The sequence below is a fragment of the Mangrovihabitans endophyticus genome (assembly GCF_014646155.1).
Classification (GTDB): Bacteria; Actinomycetota; Actinomycetes; order Mycobacteriales; family Micromonosporaceae; genus Actinoplanes; species Actinoplanes endophyticus.
Window position 1 is genome coordinate 451,749 of sequence record NZ_BMMX01000001.1, and the last position, 25,839, is coordinate 477,587.

At 73.4% G+C, this 25,839-nt stretch carries 2 protein-coding genes (1 of these 2 cut by a window edge); both read left to right on the forward strand.

The window, feature by feature from the left end:
- The first annotated feature begins 180 nt into the window (after window positions 1–180).
- Window positions 181–14,334, forward strand: a complete 14,154-nt coding sequence (locus tag IEY73_RS01840) for a non-ribosomal peptide synthetase (RefSeq protein WP_189077242.1) — start codon at window positions 181–183, stop codon at window positions 14,332–14,334.
- Window positions 14,331–25,839, forward strand: the 5' portion of a protein-coding gene (locus tag IEY73_RS01845; protein WP_189077243.1) for a non-ribosomal peptide synthetase. 5,843 nt of this gene lie beyond the right edge of the window; the window shows 11,509 of its 17,352 coding nt (coding positions 1–11,509); the start codon lies at window positions 14,331–14,333; the stop codon falls past the right edge of the window. Before IEY73_RS01840 ends, IEY73_RS01845 begins: the two co-directional genes overlap by 4 nt.

Here is a 25,839-nt window from a genome sequence, read left to right on the forward strand (position 1 = left end):
CTGACACCGGTGTCATATTATTGACGGGGTTGGATTTTCTCCGCGGTCCGCATTTTTGCGATGACGAATCTTGAGGGTGTCACACGGTTCCAGGATCTCGCCAATTATATTTACGTGTATAAATGTTTTGGGTATTGTGCGCGGCGGGCCGAAAAGGCTCGACAGGGAGTCGGGTGACGAATGAGCGACAGTGGGAACACGCGGCAAACCCTCTCCGCGGCGCAGCGGGAGGTCTGGATCGCCCAGCAGCTTCGCCCCGGGGACGCGCTGTACAACTGCGCCGTCTACTTCGTGCTCTCCGGAGCACTCGACGTCGGCCGGCTGGAGCAGGCCGTCGGCGCAGCGGTGCGCGAGACCGAGGCGCTGCGAATGCGCTTCGGCGAGACCGACGGCGAACCCTGGCAGCGGCCGGTCGCGGCCGGCGGCGCCCTGGAGCGGGCCGACTTTCGCGGCGCGCCCGACCCGCAGGCCGCCGCCCTCGCCTGGATGCGTGCCCGCGTCGAGGAACCGTTTCCGCTCGACAGCGGTCCCTGCTTCGCCCACACGTTGCTGACGGTGGCGCCCGACCAGCATCTTCTTCTTTTCCGGTACCACCACATCGTCCTCGACGGCTGGGGACAGACGCTGCACTGCCGCCGGATCGGGGAGCACTACACCGCCCTCTCCGAAGGGCGCGAGCCTGCTCCGGCGGGCTTCGGCACACTGGCCGGGCTGCTGGCCGAAGACGACGCCTACCAGACCTCGGCGCGCCGTGACCGCGACCACGACCACTGGCTCACCGCGTTGGCCGCCGCTCCGCAAGCCACGGCACTGACCGACCGGAACGCCGAACCCGGCCACGCCGACCTGCGGGTCACCACGTGGCTCCCCGAGGACGTGAGCGCCGGCCTCCGGACGATGGCGGAGCGGCACGGCACCCGGTGGCCGGCAGCCCTCACCGCGGCGGTGGCCGTCTACGCGAACGCCCTCACCTCCAGTCGCGAGCTGGTCTTCGCGGTGCCCTTCGCAGCCCGCACCACCCGCCTGGCCACGACGACGCCGGGGATGCTCGCCAACGAACTGCCGGTGCCCCTCACGGTGGATCCGGGCGGGAGCTTCACCGCCCTGCTGGTGGACGTCGCGGCGCGCATGCTGGCCGCCGCCGGCCACCAGCGCTACCGCGGTGCGGACCTGCGCCGGGAAGTGCCGGCCCCCACCGGCCCGGTGATCAACCTGGTCACCTTCGACCAGGAGGTCCACTTCGCCGGCCAGCGGGTGGTCGCCCGGCAACTGTCCACCGGACGTGTGCGCGACCTGGCCGTGCACGCCTACGCCACGGCCAACGGCACCGGTGGCGTCCGCATCGACGTCGACGGCAACCCGGCGCTGTACCGGACGGCGGACCTGGTCGCGCACCGCGACCGGATCATCGGCCTGCTGACCCGGCTGCTGGCCGACCCGGCCGCGCCGGTCGGGCGCGCCGGGATCCTCGACGCCGGTGAACGTGAGCTCGTGCTTCGCACGTGGAACGACACCGCACGCGAACTGCCGTCGGCCTCGCTGCCCGGCCTCTTCGGTGCGCAGGCGCGCCGCACCCCCGGCCGGGACGCCCTGCGCTGCCGGGGCGTCACGCTGACCTATGCCGGACTCGACGCCGCTGCGAACCGGCTGGCCCACCGCCTCGTGGAACGCGGCGTCGGACCGGAGACCTTCGTCGGCGTCGTCCTGCCGCGCACCGAGGATCTGATCGTCTCGCTGCTGGCCGTGTCCAAAGCCGGCGGAGCGTACGTCCCGGTCGACCCGGCACACCCGGTGGAGTGGACTCGTGCCCGCCTCGCGGACGCCGGGGCCGCGCTGGTGCTGACCGACCAGGCTGGCGCGTCCCGGCTCGGCCTGAGCGCCGACCGGGTGCTCCCGCTCGACGCGCCGGAGGAGCTCCGCAGGCGGGAACGCCTTCCGCAAGGCCCACCCGGCGATGACCGGATCCGGCCCGGCAACGCCGCCTACATGATCTTCACGTCCGGCTCCACCGGCCGTCCCAAGGGTGTCGTCGTGGCGCACGCGTCACTCGGCGCCTATCTGCAACGGGCCCGGACGGCGTACCCCGCGGACGGCGTGACGCTCTCCCACTCGCCGATCTCCTTCGATCTCACCGTGACCACGCTGTTCACACCGCTGGTCAGCGGCGGCTGCGTGCAACTGGCAGAACTGGCAGCCGAGGCGCTGACCGAGATCGCCCGGCCCACGCTGCTCAAGGCCACCCCCAGCCATCTCGACATGCTGGAGGCGCTGCCGGACGAGGCGTCACCGAGCGAGTGCCTGATCCTCGGCGGTGAGGCGTTGTCCGGCTCCGCGCTGGCACGCTGGCGCCGGCGGCACCCCGGTGTCACCGTCGTCAACGCGTACGGACCGACCGAGGCGACAGTCAACTGCCTGGAACACCGGCTGGAGCCCGCGGACCCGGTGGGTCCCGGCCCGGTGCCGATCGGCCGTCCCTTCTGGAACACCCGCGCCTACGTGCTCGACGGAGCCCTGCGCCCGCAGCCCGCCGGTGTCGTCGGCGAGCTGTACATCGCCGGCTCCGGCCTGGCGCGCGGATACCACGGCCGCCCGCACCTGACCGCCGAGCGGTTCGTCGCCGAGCCGTTCGGTCCGTCCGGGTCGCGGATGTACCGCACCGGCGACCTTGCCCGATGGACGGCGGACGGTCTGCTGGAGTTCGCCGGGCGCGCCGATGTCCAGGTGAAGATCCGTGGTCACCGGATCGAGCCCGGTGAGGTCGAAAGCGCCGCGCGAGCCCTGCCCGCCGTGGCGGCAGCGGCGGCAGTCGCGCGGGAGGATCACCCCGGCGATCGCCGCCTCGTGGCCTACGTGGTGCCGGCGCCGGGCGCGCTGATCGAGGAGGCCTCGGTGCGGCGCGAGCTCGCCCGACGGCTACCCGAATACCTTGTGCCGCAGCACGTCGTCGTGCTCGCCGCGCTGCCCCTGACGGGCAACGGCAAGCTGGACCACCGCGCCCTGCCGGCGCCGGAGGCCGCGTCCCGGCCCGCCGGCCGCGCACCCCGCAACCCGGTGGAGGAGATTCTCTGCGCGCTGGTCGCCGAGGTGCTCGGGCTGCCCCGGATCGGCATCGACGACAACGTCCTCGACCTCGGCGGCCACTCCCTGCTCGCGGCCCGCATCGCCGCGCGGGCGCGGGCCGCGCTGGGCGCTGCCGTCTCGGTCCGGCAGGTGCTGGAGGCGCCCACTGTGGCGGAACTCGCCGTGCTGTGCACCGGGCCGGCGTCGGGCCGCGAACTGACGCCGCTGATCGCGACGTCCCCGGCGGACCGCGTTCCCGCGTCGTTCGCCCAGCACCGATGGTGGTTCCTGGAACGGATCGACGGCGCGACCGCCACCTACAACATCCCTGTCGCGTTGCGGCTCACCGGTCCGTTGCAACCCGAGGCGCTCGCCGCCGCGCTCGACGACGTGGTCACCCGGCACGACACCCTGCGGACCGTCTTCACCTCCGAGGACGGCGACCTTTTTCAGGTCGTTCTACCGCCCCGGCAGGACGGCACCGCGCTGCGCCTGGCCGAGGTGCCCGCCGGTGGGCTCGACGCCGCGCTGCAGGCCGAGATCGTGCACCGTTTCGACCTCAGCGCGGAGCCACCGTTGCGGGCGTGCCTGTTCGCCACGGACGACGACGTGCACGTACTGGTGATCGTCGTCCACCACGTCGCCGGCGACGGCTGGTCCATGGATCGCCTGGTGCGTGACCTCGCGACCGCCTATGCGGCCCGCCGCGCGAACGCCGAACCGGCCTGGGCCCCGCTGCCCGTGCGGTACGCGGATTTCGCCCGCTGGCAGCGGGCGCAACTGGGCAGCGAGGACGATCCGGACAGCGAGCTGGCCCGGCAACTGGCGTACTGGCGGTCGGCACTGAACGGGCTGCCCGACGACCTGCGACTCCCCACCGACCGCCCGTTGCCCGCCGTCGCCTCCCGGCGCGGCAGGCGGCTGGAGTACACGATCCCCGCGAGCCTGCACGCCGAGGTGGCGCGGCTCGCGGCCGACACCCGCACCACGGTCTTCATGGTGGTACAGGCGGCGTTCGCGGCACTGCTGACCCGGCTGGGATGCGGCACCGACGTGCCGATCGGCAGCCCCGTCGCCGGGCGTGGGGCGGACGCCGTCGAAGAGATCGTCGGCGTGTTCGTGAACACCGTCGTGCTGCGCACCGACACCTCCGGCGAGTGCACCTTCGCCGAGCTGCTCGACCGGGTACGCACGACAGACCTGGCCGCCTACGCCCACCAGGATGTGCCCTTCGAACGGCTGGTGGACCTGCTGCGCCCGGACCGCTCGCTGGCGCGTCACCCGTTGTTCCAGGTCATGCTCAGCTACCAGAACACGTTCCGGCAGGACGGCATCGCGGCGGCGGCTGCCGGGCTGACCGGTCTCGATGTGCAACTGATCGAGACCGACACCGGCGGCGCCGAGTTCTATCTCTCCATCGACCTCGGCGAGACGTTCGCCCCGGACGGCTCCGCGTCCGGGATGACCGGCGGCATCCGGTACAGCGAGGACATCCTCGACCCGGACACCGCCGCGTCGATAGGCGTCCGGCTGACCCGGATGCTGGCCGCGATGACGGCCGACCCGCACCGCCGGTTCACGGACGTGGACCTCATGGAGGACCGCGAACGAGAGTTGCTCGCCGAAGTCAACCGCACGGACCGGCAGGTCACCCCGCGCACCTGGCCGCAGATGTTCGCCGAGCAGGTGGCCCGCACCCCGGCCGCCGTCGCGGTGGAGGAAGGCAACGAGGAGCTGTCGTACCGGGCACTGAGCGAACGAGCCGAGCGGTTCGCGGCCCGGCTGTCGGCCCGCCGCATCGGACCGGAGGACCGCGTCGTGCTGGCCCTGCCGCGCTCGATCGACCTGGTCGTCGCGATCATCGCAACCATGCGGGCGGGTGCGGCGTTCGTCCCCGTCGACGTGAGTCAGCCACCTGCCCGCATCCGCGCGATCATCGACCGCTGCGCACCGGCCGTCGTCGTGGCGTCTGGTGATGTGCCGTGGCCGAGCGACGGCGTCCCGCACCTGACCCTCGGCGGCGCCGAGGACGCTGGGCCTGACGGTGGCCCCAGTGCCACACCCGCGCCGCGCGTCGACCATCCGGCGTACGTCATCTTCACCTCCGGCTCGACCGGCGAGCCGAAAGGCGTGGTGGTCAGCCACAGGGGCCTCGCCGCGCTGGTCGCGACGCAGGTGGACGCCTTCGCAGTAACCCCGGGAAGCCGGGTGCTGCAGTTCGCCTCGCCGAGTTTCGACGCCGCCGTCTCCGAACTCAGCATGGCGCTGCTGTCCGGTGCCACGCTGGTGCTGCCGCCGGAAGACCGGCGCACGCCGGGGGCGGAGCTCCAGGAACTCCTGGCCGAGAAGCGCATCACCCACGTCACGCTGCCCCCGTCGGCACTGTCCGTCATGTCCCCGTCCGAGGTCCCCTCCGACCTCACCGTCGTCGTGGCCGGCGAGGCCTGCGGCGCCGGGATCGCCGCCCGCTGGGCGGCTCGGATGCCGCTCTTCAACGCATACGGGCCCACGGAGACCACCGTGGAGGCCACGCTTGCCCGGGTCGCGCCGGACGAGCCCGGACGTGTCCCGATCGGCGCGCCGGCGGTCGGCACCCGGGTGTACGTGCTTGACCACCGGCTCCGCGCGGTACCCGTCGGCGTGCCCGGCGAACTGTACGTCGCCGGTGTGGGCCTGGCTCGCGGCTACCTCGACCGGCCCGGACTGACCGCCGAGCGTTTCGCCGCCTGCCCGTTCGGACCGCCCGGCGCGCGCATGTACCGCACCGGCGACCTGGCCCGGTGGCGCCGCGACGGTCATCTGGAGTTTCTCGGCCGCACCGACGACCAGGTCAAACTCCGCGGCTACCGGATCGAGCTGGGCGAGGTGGAGGCCGCGCTGGCGACCTGCGCCGACGTCAGGCAGTGCGCCGTGCTGCTCGACGGACCCACCCCCGACACCCAGCGCCTGGTCGGCTACGTGGCGGGCGGCCCGGACGACACGGCCCTGCGCGCGCACCTGAGCGCCCGGCTGCCCGGCTACATGGTGCCCGCACTCTTCGTGCGCCTGGAAGCGTTGCCGGTGAATCTCGCCGGAAAGGTCGACCGTCACCGCCTGCCCGCAGCGGAGGCCTCCGCGGTGGGTGCCGGGCGGGCGCCGCGCGACCCGCGTGAGCAACTCCTCTGTGGACTCTTCAGCGGTGTCTTGGGCCGTCCGGCGGTGGGGGTCGACGACAACTTCTTCGACCTCGGCGGGCACTCGCTGCTCGGCACCGCGCTCATCGCGCGCATCCGCACGGCGTTCGGCGTCGAACTGACCATGCGGCAGCTTTTCGAGACACCGACCGTGGCCGGGCTCTGCGACGTGCTCGCCGCGCGAGCACACACCGCCCGGCCGCCGGTGCGAGCTGTCGCCCGGCCGGCGCGCCTGCCGCTGTCGCACGGTCAGCGGCGGCTGTGGTTCCTGCACCAGCTCGAAGGCCCCGGTCCGCTCTACAACATCCCGTTGACGCTGCGGGTCAGCGGTCGTCTGGACGTGCCCGCTCTGCGGAGCGCGCTCGGCGACACGATCGATCGGCACGAAGCGTTGCGCACCGTCGTGCAGGAGGACGTGGACGGTCCGTACCAGGTGATCCGGCCGACCGGTACGCCGGTGGAACTGACCGTGACCGAGGTCGGCGATGAGGACCTGCACGACCTGCTGCGCGAAGCGGCCCGGTCCGGCTTCGACCTCGGCGAGCGGATTCCGCTGCGCGCTCACCTGTTCGTGCCCGGACCCGACCGATGCGTGCTGCTGCTGGTCCTGCACCACATCGCGGGTGACGGAGCCACCGTGCCCGTCCTGCTCCGGGACCTGGCCACCGCCTACGCCGCCCGCCGGGACGGGCGCACGCCCGGCTGGAACCCGCCCGCGGTGCAGTACGCGGACTTCGCGCTCTGGCAGCGCGATCTGCTCGGCGACGAGGACGACGAGAGTTCGCTCGCCGCCCGGCAGCTAGATCACTGGCGCACCACCCTGGCCGGTCTGCCGGTCGAGCTGGACCTGCCGCGGGACCGTCCGCGCCCGTCCCAAGGGGGGCAGCGCGGCGGACGGGTCTCGTTCGAGGTCCCCGCCGAACTGCACCGGCGGCTGCACCAGGTGACCCGGGACCACGCGGTGAGCGTTTTCATGGTGATGCAGGCGGCGCTCGCCATCACGCTGGCCCGCTTCGGCGCCGGCAACGATGTGCCGATCGGCGCTCCGGTGGCCGGACGCAGCGACCGCGCCGTCGAGGAGGTCGCTGGGCTCTTCCTCAACACCGTTGTGCTCCGCACCGACCTGTCCGGCAACCCCACCTTCGCGGAGTTGCTGGCCCGTACCCGAGAGACCGACCTCGCGGCGTACGCGAACGCGGACCTGCCGTTCGAACGGCTGGTGGAGGTCCTCAGCCCCGAGCGGGCACTCGGCCGGCACCCCCTGTTCCAGGTGATGCTGGTCGCCGACAACACCGACCAGGCAGCCACGGCGGAGGCCGCCGGACGATTGCTGGACGGCACGGTCACGGTCGAGGCCACCGACCTCGGTATCGCGAAGTTCGACCTGCTCTTCGGTTTCGACGAACAGTGGTCCACGGACGGCGCCCCGGCCGGCATGCGCGCAGTGGTGCAGTTCAGCGCCGACATGTTCGATCGGGGCACCGCTGAGGCCCTGGCCGCCGGGCTGCTGCGGGTTCTCGGCGACGCGCTCGCCGAGCCCGGCGCGCCGCTGCGCACCGTGCAGGTGCTCGACCCGGCCCAGCGGGAACGCGTGTTGCACGCATGGAACGACACCGGCCGCCCGTTGCCAACCGCCACCCTGACCGACCTCATCGAGACGCAGGTCCGAGCGACCCCGCATGCGCCCGCCGTGATCGCCGAGGGTATGACGCTGACCTACGCGGAGCTCGACGAGCGAGCCGAAAGGCTGGCCGCCCGGCTCGCCGCGCGCGGTGTCCGCCCGGAGGGCACGGTCGCCGTCGCGGTGCACCGATCCGCCGAACTGGTGGTCGCGCTGGTGGCGGTGCTCAAGGCGGGCGGCGCCTACCTGCCGCTCGACCCGGACGACCCGGTGGACCGGCTGAGCGATCTGCTGGACGCGGCCGCCCCGACGCTGCTCCTGACCACCGCGGCGGCGGCGGGCCGGCTGCCCGAGCATCACACCCCGCGGCTCATGGTGGGCGACGGCGAAGCCCCATCGTCCGCCCGAGTGCGTCCCCGGCCGGAGCACCCCGCCTACGTCATCTACACCTCCGGCTCCACCGGCCGCCCGAAGGGAGTGGTGGTCACTCACGAGGGGATCGTGAACCGGCTGCGATGGATGCAGGCCGAGTACGGGCTGACCACGGCCGACCGTGTCCTGCACAAGACGCCGGCGACCTTCGACGTCTCGGTCTGGGAGCTGTTCTGGCCGTTGGTGACCGGCGCCGTGCTGGTGACCGCGCGCCCGGAGGGACACCGGGACCCGGCCTACCTCGCGGAGACCATCCGTGCTGCCGGGATCACCACCGCCCACTTCGTGCCGTCGATGCTGCGGGCCTTCCTGGCCGAACCCGCGGCGGCAGGCTGCACCAGCCTGCGCCGGGTGATCTCCAGCGGCGAGGCGCTGACCACCGACCTGCGCGACCGCTTCCGCGCATTGCTGCCCGCCACGCTGCACAATCTGTACGGTCCCACCGAGGCATCCGTGGACGTCAGCCATCACGCCTGCGGCGACGGCGAACCGGCGAGCGCCTCGGTCCCCATCGGGCTGCCAGTCTGGAACACCCGCCTGTACGTGCTCGACAAGGATCTGCTGCCGGTGCCGGTGGGCGTGGCCGGAGAGCTCTACCTGGCCGGCGTTCAACTCGCCCGCGGATATCTGAACGCACCGGCCCTGACCGCGGACCGTTTCGTGGCCTGCCCGTTCGGCGCGCACGGCGAACGCATGTACCGCACCGGCGACGTGGTACGTCGCCGCGCCGACGGCGAACTGGTCTATCTCGGCCGCGCCGACGACCAGGTGAAGATCCGCGGCGTCCGGATCGAGCCGGCCGAAGTCGAGGCGCGCCTGGTCACCCACCCCCAGGTCGAGCGTGCCGTGGTGCTCGCCCGGCCCGGTCCCGGCGGCGAAACCCGGCTCGTCGGCTACCTGGTGCCTGCGCCGGGCGCTGCCCCCACCTCGGAGTCGGTACGCGCCCATGCGCTGGCGCACCTGCCCGGGCAGTTCGTGCCCTCCGCTTTCGTGGTCCTCGACGAGATCCCCGTGACCGCGAACGGAAAGGTGGACCACCGTCGGCTACCGGATCCCGAACCGGGCGCCGCCGACGCGGGCCGACCGCCCCGCACCGCCGACGAGGAACTGCTCTGCGCGCTCTTCGCCGAGGTCCTCGGCGTGGACCGGGTCGCCGCCGACGCGGACTTCTTCGCCCTCGGCGGGCACTCGCTGCTCGTCACCCGCCTGGTTGCCCGCATCCGCCGCGTGCTCGGCGTGGAGGTGGCGATCCGCCAGGTCTTCGAGGCGCCCACGGTGACACGGCTGTGCGCGCTGATGCACGGCACCGAGGCGGCACGCCCACCGGTGACGCCGGTGCAACCGCGCCCCAGCCGGATCCCGCTGTCGTCCGCGCAGCGCCGGCTCTGGTTCGTGCACCACCTCCAAGGCCCGAGCGCCGCCTATCACATCGTCGGGGCGTTGCACCTGACCGGAACGGTGGACGTGCCAGCACTCGCCGATGCGGTGCGCGACGTGGCCGGACGGCACGAGCCGCTGCGCACCGTCTTGCGCAGCGACCAGCAGGGGCCCTACCAGGTGGTGCTGGACGGTACGGCGGCACCCGCGCTGCGCACGCTGCCGGTCACCGCTGCCGGCCTGGACGCCGCGCTGCGGGACGCCGCGTGCCAGCCCTTCGACATGGCGGCCGACGCGCCACTGCGGGTGACGCTGCTGACCGTGACAGACGCGCCGCCCGGCGCGCCAGAGCACGTGCTGCTGCTTGTCGTGCACCACGTGGCCGCGGACGGAATGTCGCTGGCGCCGCTCACCGGCGACCTGGTCACCGCCTACGCCGCCCGGCACGCCGGGCGTCCGCCGCAGTGGCCGGTGCTGTCGGTCACCTACGCCGACTACGCGCTGTGGGAACAGCGGCGGCTGCGTGCCGCCGACGATCCCGGCAGCCCCGAGGGCCGTCGGCTGAGCTACTGGATCGGCGCGCTCGCCGGGCTGCCGGAGGAACTTGCGCTCCCCTTCGACCGGCCGCGTTCCGCGGACTCCACGCCGGACGGCGCAGAGATCGAGTTCGACGTGCCCGCCGAGGTGCACGCCATGCTGACGAAGGTGGCCGGCGACACCGGCACCAGCCTCTTCATGGTGGTCCACGCGGCGGTGGCCGCGGTCCTGCACCGGCTCGGCGCGGGCACGGACATCCCGATCGGCACGCCGGTCGCGGGCCGCCTCGACGAGGAGCTGGAACCGCTTGTCGGTTTGTTCGTCAACTCCCTCGTGCTGCGCACGGACCTCGGAGGCAACCCGAGCTTCCGGACGCTGCTGACCCGGGTACGCGAAACGGACCTCGCCGCCTACGCGCACCAGGAGGTGCCGTTCGACCGCCTGGTCGACGCGCTCAACCCGGAGCGATCGCTCGCCCGGCATCCGCTGTTCCAGGTCATGCTGACCGTGGACAGCAGCGAGCGGAGCGCTGCCTTCGACGCCGCCGGGCGTCTGCCCGGCCTCACCGTGCGTCCGCTGCGCGTGCCCACCGGCACCGCCCGTTTCGACCTCTCCTTCGGCCTGGTTGCGCGCCGCCGCCCCGGGGGCGCGGCGGGAGGGCTTCGTGGCGTGCTGAGCTACCGCGCCGATCTGTTCAGCCGCGAGACGGCCGAGTCGATCGCGCAGTGCACGCGACGGCTGCTCGCCGAGGCGGCAGCCGACCCGGGCCGCCGCGTCGGCGACCTCGACCTCGTCGCGCCGGACGAACGGCACCGGATCCTCAACGAGTGGAACGACACCGGCCGTCCGGCCGCCGACGGCCCGGTCTCCGAGCTGTTCGAGGCGCAGGTGCGGCGCACCCCCGACGACATCGCCGTGGTCGCCGAGGGGGTCCGGTTCACCTTCGACGAGCTGAACCGGCGCGCCAATCGCCTGGCACGGCGGCTGGTCACGGCCGGTGTCGGCCCGGAGCGGGTGGTTGCCCTCGCGCTGCCCCGCACGGCCGAGCTGATGGTCGCCGTCCTGGCGGTGCTGAAGGCCGGTGGCGCCTATGTCTTCCTCGATGCTCGCCTGCCCGCCGAGCGGATCCGCTTCATGGTGCACGACGCGCGGCCCACGGTGGTGCTGGCCGACGATGCCGGAGCGGCCGTCGACTCCGGGGTGCCGCGGCTGCGGACGGACGACACCGGCGCACACCCCACGCGCGACACCGACCTGCACGACCAGGAACGCCTGACCCCGCTGAGGCCCGAACACCCGGCGTACCTGATCTACACCTCCGGATCGACCGGTGAACCGAAGAGTGTGGTCGTCCCGCACCGGGCCGTCCGCGCGTTCTGCGCCGGACTGCCCGCGGCGCTTGACCACCCGCTGCTCTGGGGACCACCGCACACGACGGCGCTCACCTCAGGCTTCAGCTTCGACGCCGTGGTCAAGCAACTGGCACTGATGTTCCACGGCACCGCCCTGCATCTGGTGCCGGACCGGCTCAACCGCGACGCGGTGGGCCTGATCCGCTACCTGCGAGATCACCGGATCGACTCGTTCAACTGCACCCCGGCGCACCTGGCCGTGTTGGTGGAGGCCGGTCTCTTCGACGACGGCGCCGACCGGCCCGGTGCGGTGCTGGTCGGCGGGGAGGAGATCGGGCCCGCGTCCTGGGCACGATGGTCCCGGCTGCCCGGCGTGGCGGTCTACAACCACTATGGACCGACCGAATGCACCGTGAACACGCTTATCGCACCGGTGACCGGTGCGCATCCGGTGATCGGGCGCCCGCTGCCGGGTGTCCGGGTCTATGTCCTGGACGCAGCGCTGCGTCCGGTCCCGGTCGGTATGGCGGGTGAGTTGTACGTCGCCGGCAGCGGCCTGTCCCGCGGATACCTCAACCATCCCGCGATGACCGCCGGGAGATTCGTGGCCTGCCCGTACGGTGCGCACGGCGAACGCATGTACCGGACCGGCGACCTCGGCCGGTGGCGGGCGGACGGCACGCTGACCTTCCTGGGCCGCACCGACGACCAGGCGAAGATCCGCGGCTTCCGCATCGAGCCGGGCGAGATCGAGGCGGTGCTGCTGCGGCACCCCGGCGTCGCGCACGCCGCCGTCCGGGTGCGCGAGGACCGTCCGGGTGACCGGAGACTGGTGGCGTACGCGGTACCGGCCGACGGCGTCGCACCGGGCGCCGCGCAACTGCGAGAGCACCTCGCCCGGTCGCTGCCCGGCTACATGGTGCCGACGGCGTTCGTGGTGCTGCCGGCGCTGCCGCTGACCGCGAACGGCAAGCTGGACCACCGCGCGCTGCCCACGCCCGACTACGGCAGCACGCCCGGAGGGCGCGGTCCGGCCAACGGCCGTGAGGAACTGCTGTGCGGGCTGTTCTGCGAGGTGCTCGGCCTGTCCGAGGTCGGCGTGGACGACGAGTTCTTCGCGCTGGGCGGCGACAGCATCATGTCGATCCAGTTGGTCAGCCGCGCCCGCCGAGCGGGCCTGCGGGTGAGCGTCCGCGATGTGTACGAGCACAAGACCGTGGCCCGGCTGGCGGCGCTGGAGGGTTCGTCCGGCGGGCCGCCGGACGATGCCGGAGAGCCGGTGGACGACGGCGTCGGGGCGGTCCCGCTGACCCCGGTGATGCACCGGTTCGCCGAGCGGGCGGGCGCGGCACGCCACTTCGCGCAGTCCCAGCTCCTGCGGGCGCCCGCCGGGCTGTCCGAGGCGGACCTCACCACGGCCCTGCAGGCGGTGCTGGACCGGCACGACATGCTGCGAGCCCGGCTGCGCGTCGGACCGGCCGGGTGGCAGCTATGGACCACCCGGCCCGGATCGGTGCCGGCTGGCGACTGCCTGCACCGTGTCGACGCCGCCGGCCTCGGCGAGGACGACTGCCGCGCCCTGCTGGCACGGGAGGGCGCGGCGATCCGGTGCCACCTGGACCCGGCGGCTGGCGCGGTGCTGCGCGCGCTCTGGCTGGACCGAGGCGAACGCGAGACGGGCCTGCTGCTGCTGGTCGCCCATCACCTCGTGGTGGACGGCGTGTCCTGGCGCATCCTGGTGACCGACCTGAGCGAGGCGGTGGCGGCCGTGGCGGCCGGTGGGGCGCCCGCGCCGGCGCCGACCGGCACATCGTTCCGCGGCTGGGCCACCCGGCTGGCGGCGGTCACCGAGCGACCGGACTGGGTCAGGCAACTGCCCCACTGGCGGGAGGTGCTCACATCGCCGGACACGCCGCTGGGCGAGCGCCCCCTCGACCCCGCCCGGGACACCAACGCCACCGCGGGCAGCGTCACGCTGACCCTGCCGACCGCCGCCACCGCCGCCGTGCTCGGCGCCTCCGCGGCGCGATACCGGGTCGGTGTCAACGATGTGCTGCTCGCCGCGTTCGCCTCCGCGGTCGTGAACTGGCGCCGCCGCCGGGGACAGCGCGCCGACGACGTCCTGCTGGACCTGGAGGGCCACGGCCGCGCCGAGGACGCGGTCGGCCGCGCCGACCTGTCCCGAACGGTGGGCTGGTTCACCGCCGTCTACCCGGTGCGGCTGACGCCCGGCAAGCACGACCCGGACAGCCTCCGGGCGGGCGGGCCAGACGCGGGGCGGGTGCTGAAACGAGTGAAGGAGCAGCTACGCCGGTGTCCCGACGGCGGCATCGGCTTCGGCCTTCTGCGTTACCTGAATCTCGCGACCGCCGATGAGCTGCGCGCCCTGCCCGCGCCGCAGATCGGTTTCAACTACCTGGGCCGCTACGCCGTGGACGACGGCACCGGCTGGACGCTGATGGCGGGCCTCGACACCGGTGCCGACCAGGCGCCCGAGGTGCCGTTGGCGCACGTGGTCGATGTCGACGCCGCGGTGGCGGACACCCCGGACGGTCCACTGTTGCGTGCTCGCTGGACCTGGGCGGGCGACCTGCTCGACGAAGCGTCCGTCCGGGAGCTGGCCGAGGACTGGTTCGCGGCGCTGGACGGCCTGGCGCGGCACGTGCGGGAGCCGCAGGCCGGCGGGCTGACCCCGTCGGACGTGGGGCTGACCGCCATCGCGCAGGGCGAGATCGAAGAGTTCGAAGACGAGTTGCGAGCCGAGTGGGAGCCGCTTCAGTGAGCCAACAGCCTGGCGCGATCGAGGACATTCTGCCGCTTTCCCCGCTGCAGGAGGGGCTGCTGTTCCATCACGTGTTCGACCGGTCCGGCACGGATGTCTACACCGGACAGGTCGTCTTCGACTTCGCCGAGCCCGTCGACGCGCCACGCCTGCGCGCCGCGGCCCGCGCGCTGGTGGCCCGGCATGCCGCGCTGCGGGTCTGTTTTCGTCAGCGACGATCGGGGGAGTGGGCGCAGCTCGTCCTCACCGACGTGCCGGACGGGTGGCAGGAAGCAGACCTGTCACAGGTACCCGATCCGCGTCGTGCGACGGAGGCCGAACGGCTCGTCGCCGAGGACCGCAGTCGCCGCTTCGACCTCACCCGGCCGCCGCTGCTGCGGTTTCTGCTCATCGACCTGGGTGGCGGGCGGCAGCGCCTGGTGATGACCAACCACCACATCGTGCTGGACGGCTGGTCGCTGCCGATTCTGGTCCGGGAGCTGTTCACGCTCTACGGCGGCGACGCCGCCGCACTGCCCCGGGTTCGTCCCTACCGCGACTACCTGTCCTGGGTGAGCGCGCAGGATCGGGCCGCCGCCGAGCAGGCGTGGCGCGGCGTCCTCGGTGACCTGAGCGAGCCGACGCTCGTGGCCGCGGGCGCGGCCCGCGAGCCGGTCATCCCGGAACAGGTGCACGGCCGGCTGGACGAGACGGAGACCGCGGAGCTGACCTCGTGGGCACGGGAGCGCGGGGTGACGGTCAACACCGTGGTGCAGGCGGCGTGGGCGCTCACCGTGGGCCGCCTCACCGGCCGGGACGACGTGGTGGTCGGTGTGACGGTCTCCGGGCGGCCGCCCGAGATCGACGGCATCGAGACCATGGTCGGCCTGACCATCAACACCGTTCCGCTGCGATTGCGGGTCCGCTACGGCGAGCCGCTCGGCGACCTGGTGAGCCGCCTGCACGCCGAGCAGGCGCACCTGCTCGCGCACCAGCACCTCAGCCTGAGCGCGCTGCGGCGGTTCACCGCCGTGCCAGGGCAGGGCGAACTGTTCGACACGCTCTACGTCTTCCAGAACTACCCGTCGAGCGGCGCCGGTGTGCCCGGCCTGGCCGGTGGGCCCCGGCTGGCGAAGGTATACAGCCGAGACGCCACCCACTATCCGCTCGCGCTCATCGTCGGGCCGGGCCGAAGCCTGCGCTACCACCTGGACTACCGGCCCGACACGTTCGGCCGGGCCGACGCCGAGGCGGTCACGCGCCGGTTCACCCGAGTCCTGCGGACGCTCCTCAGTGAACCCGCCCGACCGGTGAGCGCCATCGACGTGCTGGAACCGGGAGAACGTCGCCGCGTACTGACCGAGTGGAACCGCACCGAGCGGCCGGCGCCCGCCGGTCTGCTGCCTGATCTGGTCCGGGCGCGGGCGATCGAGGACGGCGACCGGACCGCGGTCGTCCACGACGGCGCGCGACTCACCTACGCCGAGCTGGACACGCGCGCCAACCGGCTCGCCCACCACCTGATCACCCACGGCATCGGCCCGGAACGCCGGGTCGCGCTCGCGCTGCCCCGCTCGGCCGACCTGATCGTGGCGCTGCTCGCCGTGCTGAAGACCGGCGCCGCCTACCTGCCCATCGATCCCGGGCACCCGGCCGAACGGGTGAGCTACCTGCTGGCCGACGGCAAGCCGGCGTTGCTGCTGCTGCGCCGCGACACGGCCGACGTCGTCCCGGACAGCCCGACGCCCCGGCTCTTCCTGGACGAGGTGGAACTGTCCGGCGAGCCGGAGCACGATCCGTGCGACGCGGACCGGACCGGGCCGCTGCGACCGGACGGTGCCGCCTACCTGTTGTACACGTCCGGATCGACCGGCCGTCCCAAGGGCGTCGTGGTCTCGCACGGGAACCTGGCGCACCTGGCCGGCTGGGCCGTCGACCGGCTGGGCCGCGACCGGCTCGCCCACGTGCTCGTCTCCACCTCTCTCAACTTCGACGTCTCGGTCTTCGAGATCTTCTCGCCGCTGGCGGCGGGCGGGACCGTGGAACTCGTGCGGGACCTGCTCGTGCTCGCCGACTCCCCCTGGTCGGGAACGCTGGTCAGCGGTGTGCCGTCGGCCTTCTCCAACCTGGTCGGCCAGGGCGGGCTGCGGGTACGCGCCGGCACCGCCCTGCTGGCCGGGGAGACGCTCACCGGGCCGGTCGTCGGGCAACTGCGCGACGCGCTAGGCGGCGCCGAGGTGATCAACGCCTACGGGCCCACCGAGACGACCGTCTATGCCACCTGGTGGACCGCGGACGACGGCGGACCCGATCCGTCCGCGCCGCCGATCGGCCGCCCGATGGACCGGGTACGTGTCTACGTGCTGGACGGCGGGCTGGCTCCGGTCCCACCCGGCACCGCCGGCGAGCTGTACATCGCCGGCGCCGGGCTGACCCGCGGCTACCACGACCGCCCCGCGCTGACGGCCGAGCGGTTCGTCGCCGCGCCGTTCGGCACCGCGGGCGAGCGCATGTACCGGACGGGCGACCTCGCTCGATGGCGCGCCGACGGCTGCCTGGAGTACCTCGGCCGGGTCGACCAGCAACTGAAGATCCGGGGTCATCGGATCGAACCCGGCGAGGTGGAGGCCGCGTTGCGGACCCGGCCGGGCGTGGCGAGCGCCGCAGTGGTGCCGCACGGTGCCGACCCGAGCGGTGTCCATCTGGTCGGCTACGTGGTCGCTCAGGGGGGAGCCGCGCTCGACGTCGCAGAGATCCGCCGCGACCTCGGCGGCATCCTGCCGGACTATCTGGTGCCCTCGGCCGTCATCGCGCTCCCGTCCCTGCCGTTGACCGCCACGGGCAAACTCGACCGGTCGGCGCTGCCGGCGCCCGCGTTCCGGGCTTCCGCGTCCGGGCGTGCGCCGCGCAACCCCCGGGAGGAGATCCTCTGCGGGCTGTTCGCCGAGGTGCTGGGTCTGCCCCGGGTGGGTGTCCAGGACGACTTCTTCGCCCTCGGCGGCCACTCGCTGCTGGTGACGCGGCTGGTCAGCCGGGTCCGCGCAGTGCTGAGCGTCGAACTATCGGTGCGTCAGGTCTTCGACACGCCGACGGTCGCGGGCCTGGCCGCCGCGCTGAACGACACCGACGGGGTCCGCGCACCACTACGGCCGGTGGAACGGCCCGCGCGTGTGCCGCTCTCCCTCGCCCAGCAGCGGCTGTGGTTCCTGTCCCGCCTGGAGGGGCACGCGGCCACCTACAACATGCCGCTGTGCCTGCGGCTGACCGGCGCTCTGGACGCCGATGCGCTGCGGGCAGCCCTCACCGGCCTGGTGCGCCGGCACGAGCCGCTGCGCACCATTCTGCCCGAGGACGCCGACGGCCCGTACCAGCTTGTCCTACCGCACGCCGAGGTTGCGCTGCCGGTGGTTGCGGTGACCGGCGAGCAACTGCGCCAGCGGCTCGCGGAGGCTGTCCGGGAACCCCTCGACCCGCAGACCGGGCCGCTGCTGCGTGCGGTGCTCTTCCGCCTGTCGGCCGCCGAGCACGTGCTGCTCGTGGTGGTCCATCACGTCGCCGTGGACGGCTGGTCCGTGCGGATCCTCGGCCGGGAACTGGCTGCGGCGTACGGTGCGCACCGGCAGGGCGAGCCGGCGGCACTGCCGCCGTTGCCGGTCACCTACGCCGACTTCACGCTCTGGCAGCGGGAACTGCTCGGCACCGACGACGACCCGGACAGCATCGCCGGGCGGCAACTGGCGTACTGGCGCAAGGCGCTCGCCGGGATGCCGGAGGAACTGGGCCTGCCCACCGACCGGCCCCGCCCCGCGATGGCCTCGTACGCCGGGGACAAGCTGGAGTTCGAGATCGGGGCCGGTCCGCACGCGCGCCTCGCCGAACTGGCGCGCGCTCACCAGGTGAGCCTCTTCATGGTGGTGCAGGCGGGCCTCGCCGCGTTGCTGTCGCGGCTCAGCGGCACCACCGACGTCCCGATCGGCACGCCGGTAGCCGGTCGTGGCGACGAGGCGCTCGACGGGCTCGTCGGGCTGTTCATCAACACGCTGGTGCTGCGCAACGACCTCTCCGGCGACCCGACCTTCGGGCAGCTACTCGCCCGGGTCCGGGAGGCCGGGCTGGCCGCGTACGGCAACGGCGACGTGCCGTTCGAGCGGCTGGTGGAGGTGCTGCGTCCGGCCCGCTCCCTGGCCCGGCATCCGCTGTTCCAGGTGTTGCTCGCCTTCGACAACCGGCACGCCGACGACACCGGGCCGCAGTTCCCCGGGCTCGCCGTCGAGGCGTGGCCCGCCGGTACCACCACCGCCCGGTTCGATCTGCACTTCACCGTGCACGAACGGGTCGGTCCGCACGGCGAACCGGCCGGTCTGCACGGAACCGTCGAGTACAGCACCGAGTTGTTCGACCCCGCGACGGTGCGGGAGCTGACCGACCGGCTGGTCCGGTTGCTGCGTTCCGGCGCGGCGGACCCGTCCCGGCCGGTGCGGGAGCTGGACCTGTTGGACGACGCGGAGCTACGGCGCCTGCTGGTGGAGTGGAACGCAACGGCCTCAGCGGCGGTCGAGGAGCCGGTGGCCGGGCTCTTCGCCAGCACCGCCGCCGGTACCCCGGAGGCGGTGGCGCTGGAGGCGCCGGGAAGCGTGCTGACCTACGCCGAGCTGAACGCGGCGGCCAACCGGCTGGCGCACCACCTGAACGCCCTCGGCGTCGGCCCGGAGACCGTCGTCGCGCTCGCACTGCCCCGCACCGCTCACCTGGTGACGGCGATGCTCGCCGTGCTCAAAGCCGGCGGTGCCTACCTGCCCCTGGACCCGGAACTCCCGGCCGAACGGCTGCGCTACATGCTGGACGACGTCTCGCCGGCCGTGGTGCTGACCGCCGGCGATTGGCAGCCGCCGGGCACCGGCCACCGCGTGGTAGCCCTGGACGACCCCACGACGGCGGCCGAGGTGGCCGCGCTGCCGGTGGCGGATCCGGGAGGTGTGCCGCGCCGCGGCGACCACCCGGCTTACGTCATCTACACCTCCGGCTCCACCGGCCACCCGAAGGGCGTCGTGGTCACCGGCTTCGGGCTGAGCAACTTCCTGACCGCGATGGCCGCCCGGGTGCCGCTGACATCCGGGGACCGGCTGCTCGCGCTCACCACCGTGAGCTTCGACATCGCCGCGCTGGAGATCTTCCTGCCGCTTCTGTCCGGCGCGACTGTCGTCCTGTCGGACCGGGACGCGGCCCGCGAACCCGCCGCGCTGCTCCGCCGGATCGCCGCCGAGCGGATCACGGTCGTGCAGGCCACCCCGAGCCTGTGGCACGCGATCGTGGCCGAACCGGACCGTGCGGAGCTGTGGGACGTGCGGGTCCTGGTGGGCGGCGAGGCGCTCACCGAGGACCTGGCACGGGTGCTGCTCGAGCGGTCGCAGGACGTGGTCAACCTGTACGGGCCGACCGAGACCACCGTCTGGTCCACGACCGCGGCGGCAGGTGCGGCGCTCGACAGCGTCGGCGCCGACGGTGTCCTGGCGATCGGCAGGCCCATCGACAACACCCGGGCGTACGTGCTGGACGCAGCGCTGCGGCCGGCGCCACCGGGCGTGCCGGGGGAGCTCTACCTCGCCGGGGAGGGGCTGGCCCGCGGCTATCACGGCCGGGCCGGGCTCACCGCGGAGCGCTTCGTCGCATGCCCGTACGGCGCGGCGGGCGACCGGATGTACCGCACCGGTGACCTGGTCCGCTGGGACCGCGAGGGCACTCTGTGCTTCCTCGGCCGGGTGGACCACCAGGTGAAGCTGCGCGGGTTCCGCATCGAGCCCGGCGAGATCGAATCGGCGCTGACCAGCCTGCCCGGTGTGGAGCGCGCGGTCGTCATGGTGCGCGAGGACCGGCCGGGTGACCGCAGGCTGGTCGGGTACGTCGTACCCGCCGCCGGCGCGACGCCGGACGGTGCAACCGTGCGCCACGCCCTCGCCCAGCACCTGCCGGAGTACATGGTCCCGTCCGCCGTCGTGCTGCTGGACGCGCTGCCGCTCACCGCGAACGGCAAGGTGGACCGGGCGGCGTTGCCCGCGGTCGCGTCCGGGGCGGCTGCGGCCGGTCGGACGGCACGGACCCCTCGGGAGGAACTGCTCTGCGAACAGTTCGCCGACGTGCTCGGCGTGCCCGCGACCGCGCCCGACGACGATTTCTTCGCCCTCGGTGGCCACTCCCTGCTGGCGACCCGGCTGGTGAGCCGCATCCGGGCCGCGTTCGGCGTGGAGGTGCCGATCCGGCAGCTATTCCGCACGCCCACCCCGGCGGGTCTCGCGAGCGCGCTCGACGGCACCGCCGAAGCCCGCCCCGCGATCCGGGCTGGGCGGCGTCCCCGGCGCCTGCCGCTCTCGCCCACACAGGAGCGGCTGTGGTTCCTGTACCGCTTCGACGGTCCCAGCTCGGCCTACAACATGCCCCTCGCCGTCCGGCTCACCGGCCGCCTCGACACCGAAGCGCTGCGGGCCGCGCTGCGCGATGTCGTCATGCGGCACGAGGCGCTGCGCACCGTCTTCGGTGAGGACGAGCACGGCTCCGTCCAGGTCATTCTGGACAGTCCACCCCTCGACCTGGAGATCGTCGCCTGCCCGCCCGAAGAGTCCCCCGACAGACTGTCCGCGGCGGTGCGTGCTCCGCTCGACCTCACCCGGGCACCGGTGCGCGCCCTGCTGCTCGCTCTCGGCGCCGAGGAGCATGTGCTGGTCCTGACCGTGCACCACATCGCCGCTGACGGCTGGTCCCTGCCCGTGCTGAGCCGGGACCTCGGCGAGGCGTACCAGGCCCGGAGCGCGGGGGAGACCCCCGGATGGCGGCCACTGCCCTTGCAATACGCGGACTACGCGCTCTGGCAACGCGCGGTGCTGGGCGCCGACGACGATCCCCGGTCACCGATCGGGCGGCAACTGGCGTACTGGACGGAGGCGCTGGCGGACCTGCCGGCCGAGCTGACCCTGCCCACCGACCGGCCCCGGCCTGCTTCGGCCTCGCACCGGGGAGCGCGCGTCGAGTTCGAGATTCCGGCCGATGCGCACGAGCGCATTGTCGGGCTGGCCCGCGAGACCGGCTCGACGGTGTTCATGGTGCTCCAAGCGGCTCTCGCCGTTTTGCTGCACCGGCTCGGTGCCGGCGCCGACATCCCGCTCGGCACGCCGATCGCCGGGCGTACCGACGCGACCGTGGAGGACCTGGTCGGCCCGTTCATCAATACGCTGGTGCTGCGCAACGACCTTTCCGGCGATCCCACCTTCACCGAACTGCTGGCCCGCGTGCGCGAGACGGACCTCGCCGCCTACGCCCACCAGGACGTGCCCTTCGAACGGCTGGTCGAGGTGCTGCGACCGGAGCGGTCTCCGGCCCGGCACCCGCTCTTCCAGATCCTGCTGGTCTTCCGCACCGAGGCGGCCGGCAAGCCGGTCGCCGGGCTGCCCGGCCTGACCGTCACCGAGGTGCCGTCCGAGACCGGCAACGCCCGCTTCGACCTGCTGGTCGGCCTCACCGAGCGGCGCACCCCCGACGGCGGCGCCGGTGGCCTGCGCGGCAGCCTGGAGTACAGCGCGGACCTGTTCGAGCCGGACAGCGCCGAGCGGCTGGTGTCCCGGCTGCTGCGCGTGGTGCGGGCGGTGACCGACGCGCCCGAGCGCCGGGTCGGCGCGGTCGACGTGCTCCTCACCGCCGAGCGGGAGCGGATGCTGACCGCCTGGAACGCACCCGGCCGGCAGTGGCCGCGCACCACCCTGCCCGCGCTCTTCGAGGCGCACGCGGCAGCGGACCCGGGACGGGCCGCGGTGCTGGACGGTACGCGGGTCCTCACCTACGGCGAGCTCAACACGCGCGCGAACCGGCTGGCCCGGCATCTGATCGCGCAGGGCGCCGGACCGGAGCGGCTGACAGCGATCGCGATGCCCCGGTCGGCGGAGTGGATCGTCGCCCTGCTCGCGGTGCTGAAGACCGGTGGCGCCTGGCTCCCCGTGGACCTGGCCTATCCGGCCGAGCGGATCGAGTACATGCTCGGCGACGCCCGGCCCGGCCTGGTCCTTGCCGACTCCCGCGATCCGGTGCCGCCACCCGCCGCGGGACGCCGCCACGTGATGCTCGACGAGGTGGCCGCATCCGGTGCTCTCGACCGCCTCCGGGGCGACGACCTGGAGCCGTCCGAGCTGCCGGCCACCCCGCTGGACGGCCATCCGGCGTACTACGTCTACACCTCGGGTTCGACCGGTCGGCCGAAGGCGGTGGTCATGCCCGCCGGTGCGCTGCTGAACCTGCTGCACTGGCACCACGAGGAACTGCCCGCGCCGGCCGGGACGGTGGTCGCCCAGTTCACTGCGGTCAGCTTCGACGTGTCGGCCCAGGAGATCCTCTCCACGCTGCTGTTCGGCAAGACGCTCGCGGTCTGCCCGGAGGAGGTGCGCCGCGACCCCGAGCGGATGGTCGACTGGCTGGAACGGTTCGCCGTGGCCGAGCTCTACGCCCCGACACTGGTGGTCGAGGCGGTGTGCCGCGCCGCCGGCGAGCAGGGGCGTACGTTGCCCGCCCTGCGCCGCATCGCCCAGGCGGGCGAGGCGCTCACCCCGCACGGCGCGATCCAAGAGTTCTTCCGCCGCGCCCCGGGACGTGCGCTGCTCAACCACTACGGCCCGGCCGAGACGCACGTCGTCACCGCCTACACGATGGAGGGCGACGCCGCCGCCTGGCCGCAGGCGGCACCGATCGGCCGTCCGATCGCCAACACCGGCGTGTACGTGCTGGACGACCGGTTGCGCCCGGTGGCGCCGGGCACCGCGGGGGAGCTGTACCTGTCCGGAGCGGGGCTGGCGCGAGGTTACGCGCGGCGTCCGGCGTTGACCGCGGAACGGTTCGTCGCCTGCCCGTTCGGCGCCGCGGGCACGCGCATGTACCGCACGGGTGACCGGTGCCGCTGGACCGGTGCGGGCCTGCTGGAGTACCTGGGCCGCGTCGACGACCAGGTGAAGATCCGCGGTTTCCGGATCGAGCCGGGAGAGGTCGCGGCCGTGCTCTCCGCCGCGGAGGGTGTGCAGCGGGCGGCCGTGGTGGCTCGCGAGGGCGCCTCCGGCGGGCGACAGTTGGTCGCCTACCTGGTGCCCGCCGGGGACGGCACGCCGGACGAGCCGGCGTTGCGCCGGTACGCGGCGGCCCGTCTCCCGGACTACATGCTCCCGGCGGCCTACGTGATCCTTCCGGAACTGCCGCGTACGCCGAACGGCAAGCTCGACCACCGGCGGCTCCCGGCGCCCTCCGGCGCCGACCGGCCGGCCGGTCGGTCGCCACGCACGCCGCGTGAGGAGACCCTGCGCGACCTCTTCGCCGAGGTGCTGCGCACGCCGGTGGTCGGCACCGACGACAGCTTCTTCCACCTGGGCGGGCACTCCCTGCTGGTGAGCCGCCTGGTCGGCCGGATCCGCGCGGTGCTGGGCGTGGAACTGTCGATCCGGCAAGTCTTCGAGACACCGACGGTGGCCGGTCTCGCGGAGGTGCTGACCGGCGCCGACCGGGCGTTGGCCGGCGTCATCGCCCGGCCGCGGCCGGAACGGATCCCGCTCTCCTACGCGCAGTACCGGCTCTGGTTCCTGCACCGGTTCGAAGGCCCGGGGCCCCGGTACAACATCGCCTCCGCCGTCGAGTTGACCGGTGACCTGGACCGGGCGGCGTTGCGTGCGGCGCTCGCGGACCTGAGCGAGCGGCACGAAACCCTGCGGACGCTGGTGGCCGAGGACGCCGACGGGCCGTACCAGGTGCTCCTGCCGCCGAGCGCCGTCGCGTCCGGGTCGATCGAGGTGCCGGTGCCGCCGCAGGAGCTGGACGCCCGGCTGGCGGCCGAGGCACGGCATCCCTTCGACCTCGCTGCCGAGATGCCCTTCCGGGCCGTGCTCTGCACGGTGGACGAGACCGGGCTGCAGCGGCACGTCCTGGTGCTCGTGATGCACCACATCGCCGGTGACGGCTGGTCGATGCCGTTGCTGGCACACGATCTGGGCCTGGCGTACGCGGCCCGTCGCGCCGGGCATGCTCCGCAGTGGACACCGCTCGCGGTGCAGTACGCCGACTTCGTGCTCTGGCAGCGCGACGTGCTGGGCGCCGCCGACGATCCGCGGAGCCCCCTGGCGCGGCAGATGGAGTACTGGCGAGGCGCGCTGGCGGGCATACCGGAGGAGATCGACCTGCCCACCGACCGGCCCCGTCCGGCCGCGGTCTCCGCCGCCGGCGGCCTGGTGCCGCTGCGCATACCGGCGGCTCTGCGCCGCCGGTTGGCCGACCTGGCCGGGCAGGAGCAGGCAAGCCTCTTCATGGTGCTGCACGCCGCGCTCGCGGCCTTCCTGACCCGCCTCGGCGCCGGCACCGACATCCCGATCGGGGCGCCGATCGCCGGGCGCGGCGACGAGTCGATCGCGGACCTGGTGGGCTTCTTCGTCAACACGCTGGTGTTGCGGGCCGACACCGCCGGCGACCCGACATTCCGCGAGTTGCTGCGCCGCGTCCGCGAGGTGGACCTGCGGGCGTACGCCCACCAGGACGTCCCGTTCGAGCGGTTGGTCGAGGAACTGCGGCCGGTGCGTTCGCTCTCCCACCACCCGCTCTTCCAGGTGAGTCTCGCGCTGAACAACATCGAACGGTCCGCCCCGCTGGACTTGGCCGGGCTTCAGACACGGCCCCGCCCGTTGCCGACCGGCACGGCGAAGGTCGACCTGTCGATCACCCTCGACGACGGAGCCGACCCGGATGACGGCCTGCGCGGCGTCTTGGAGTTCAGCACCGATCTGTTCGATCCGGCGACCGCGCAGGCGCTGGCCGAGCGGTTCGTGACACTGCTGAGCGCCGCGGCCGGGACGCCGGATCGGCCGGTCTCCTCCCTCGGTGTGCTTCTGCCGGCGGAAGGCGATCTGTTGCTGTCCCGCTGGGGTGACGGCGGCCCGGCGGTGCCCGCCCGTCTCCTGCCGGAGCTCCTCGAGGCGCAGGTTCGCCGAACCCCCCACCGGCCCGCGGTCGAGTGGGGCGAGGCGGTGCTGAGCTACGCCGAGCTGGACACACGGGCCAACCGGCTGGCACACGAGCTGATCGCGCGGGGCGCGGGCCCGGAACGGTTCGTGGCGCTGGCACTGCCCCGGTCGCCGCAGTGGGTGGTGGCCATGCTGGCCACCGTCAAGGCCGGGGCCGCCTACCTGCCGGTGGACCTCGCGCAGCCGCCCGAGCGAATCCGCCACCTGCTGGCCGACGCGCGGCCGCTGGTGGTCATCACCGAGTCGGGCCTCCCGGCGACAGCGTCGGACCCGCTGGTGCTGGACGACCCGGCCGTGGTGGGGCGGCTGGCGGCCCAGCCCGCGACGGCGCCGTCGGACGGGGACCGGCGATCGCCGCTGCACCCGGCGTCACCGGCGTACCTGCTCTACACCTCGGGCTCGACCGGCCGTCCGAAGGGCGTGGTGGTGACCCACGCCGGTCTCGCGGGAATGCTCGCCGCGCACGTCGCGGCGCACGGCCTGGACCCGTCCGCCC

Excerpts from the sequence above, each read along its gene's own strand:
- IEY73_RS01840 (WP_189077242.1), top strand. The coding sequence starts at position 181 with ATGAGCGACAGTGGGAACACGCGGCAAACCCTCTCCGCGGCGCAGCGG.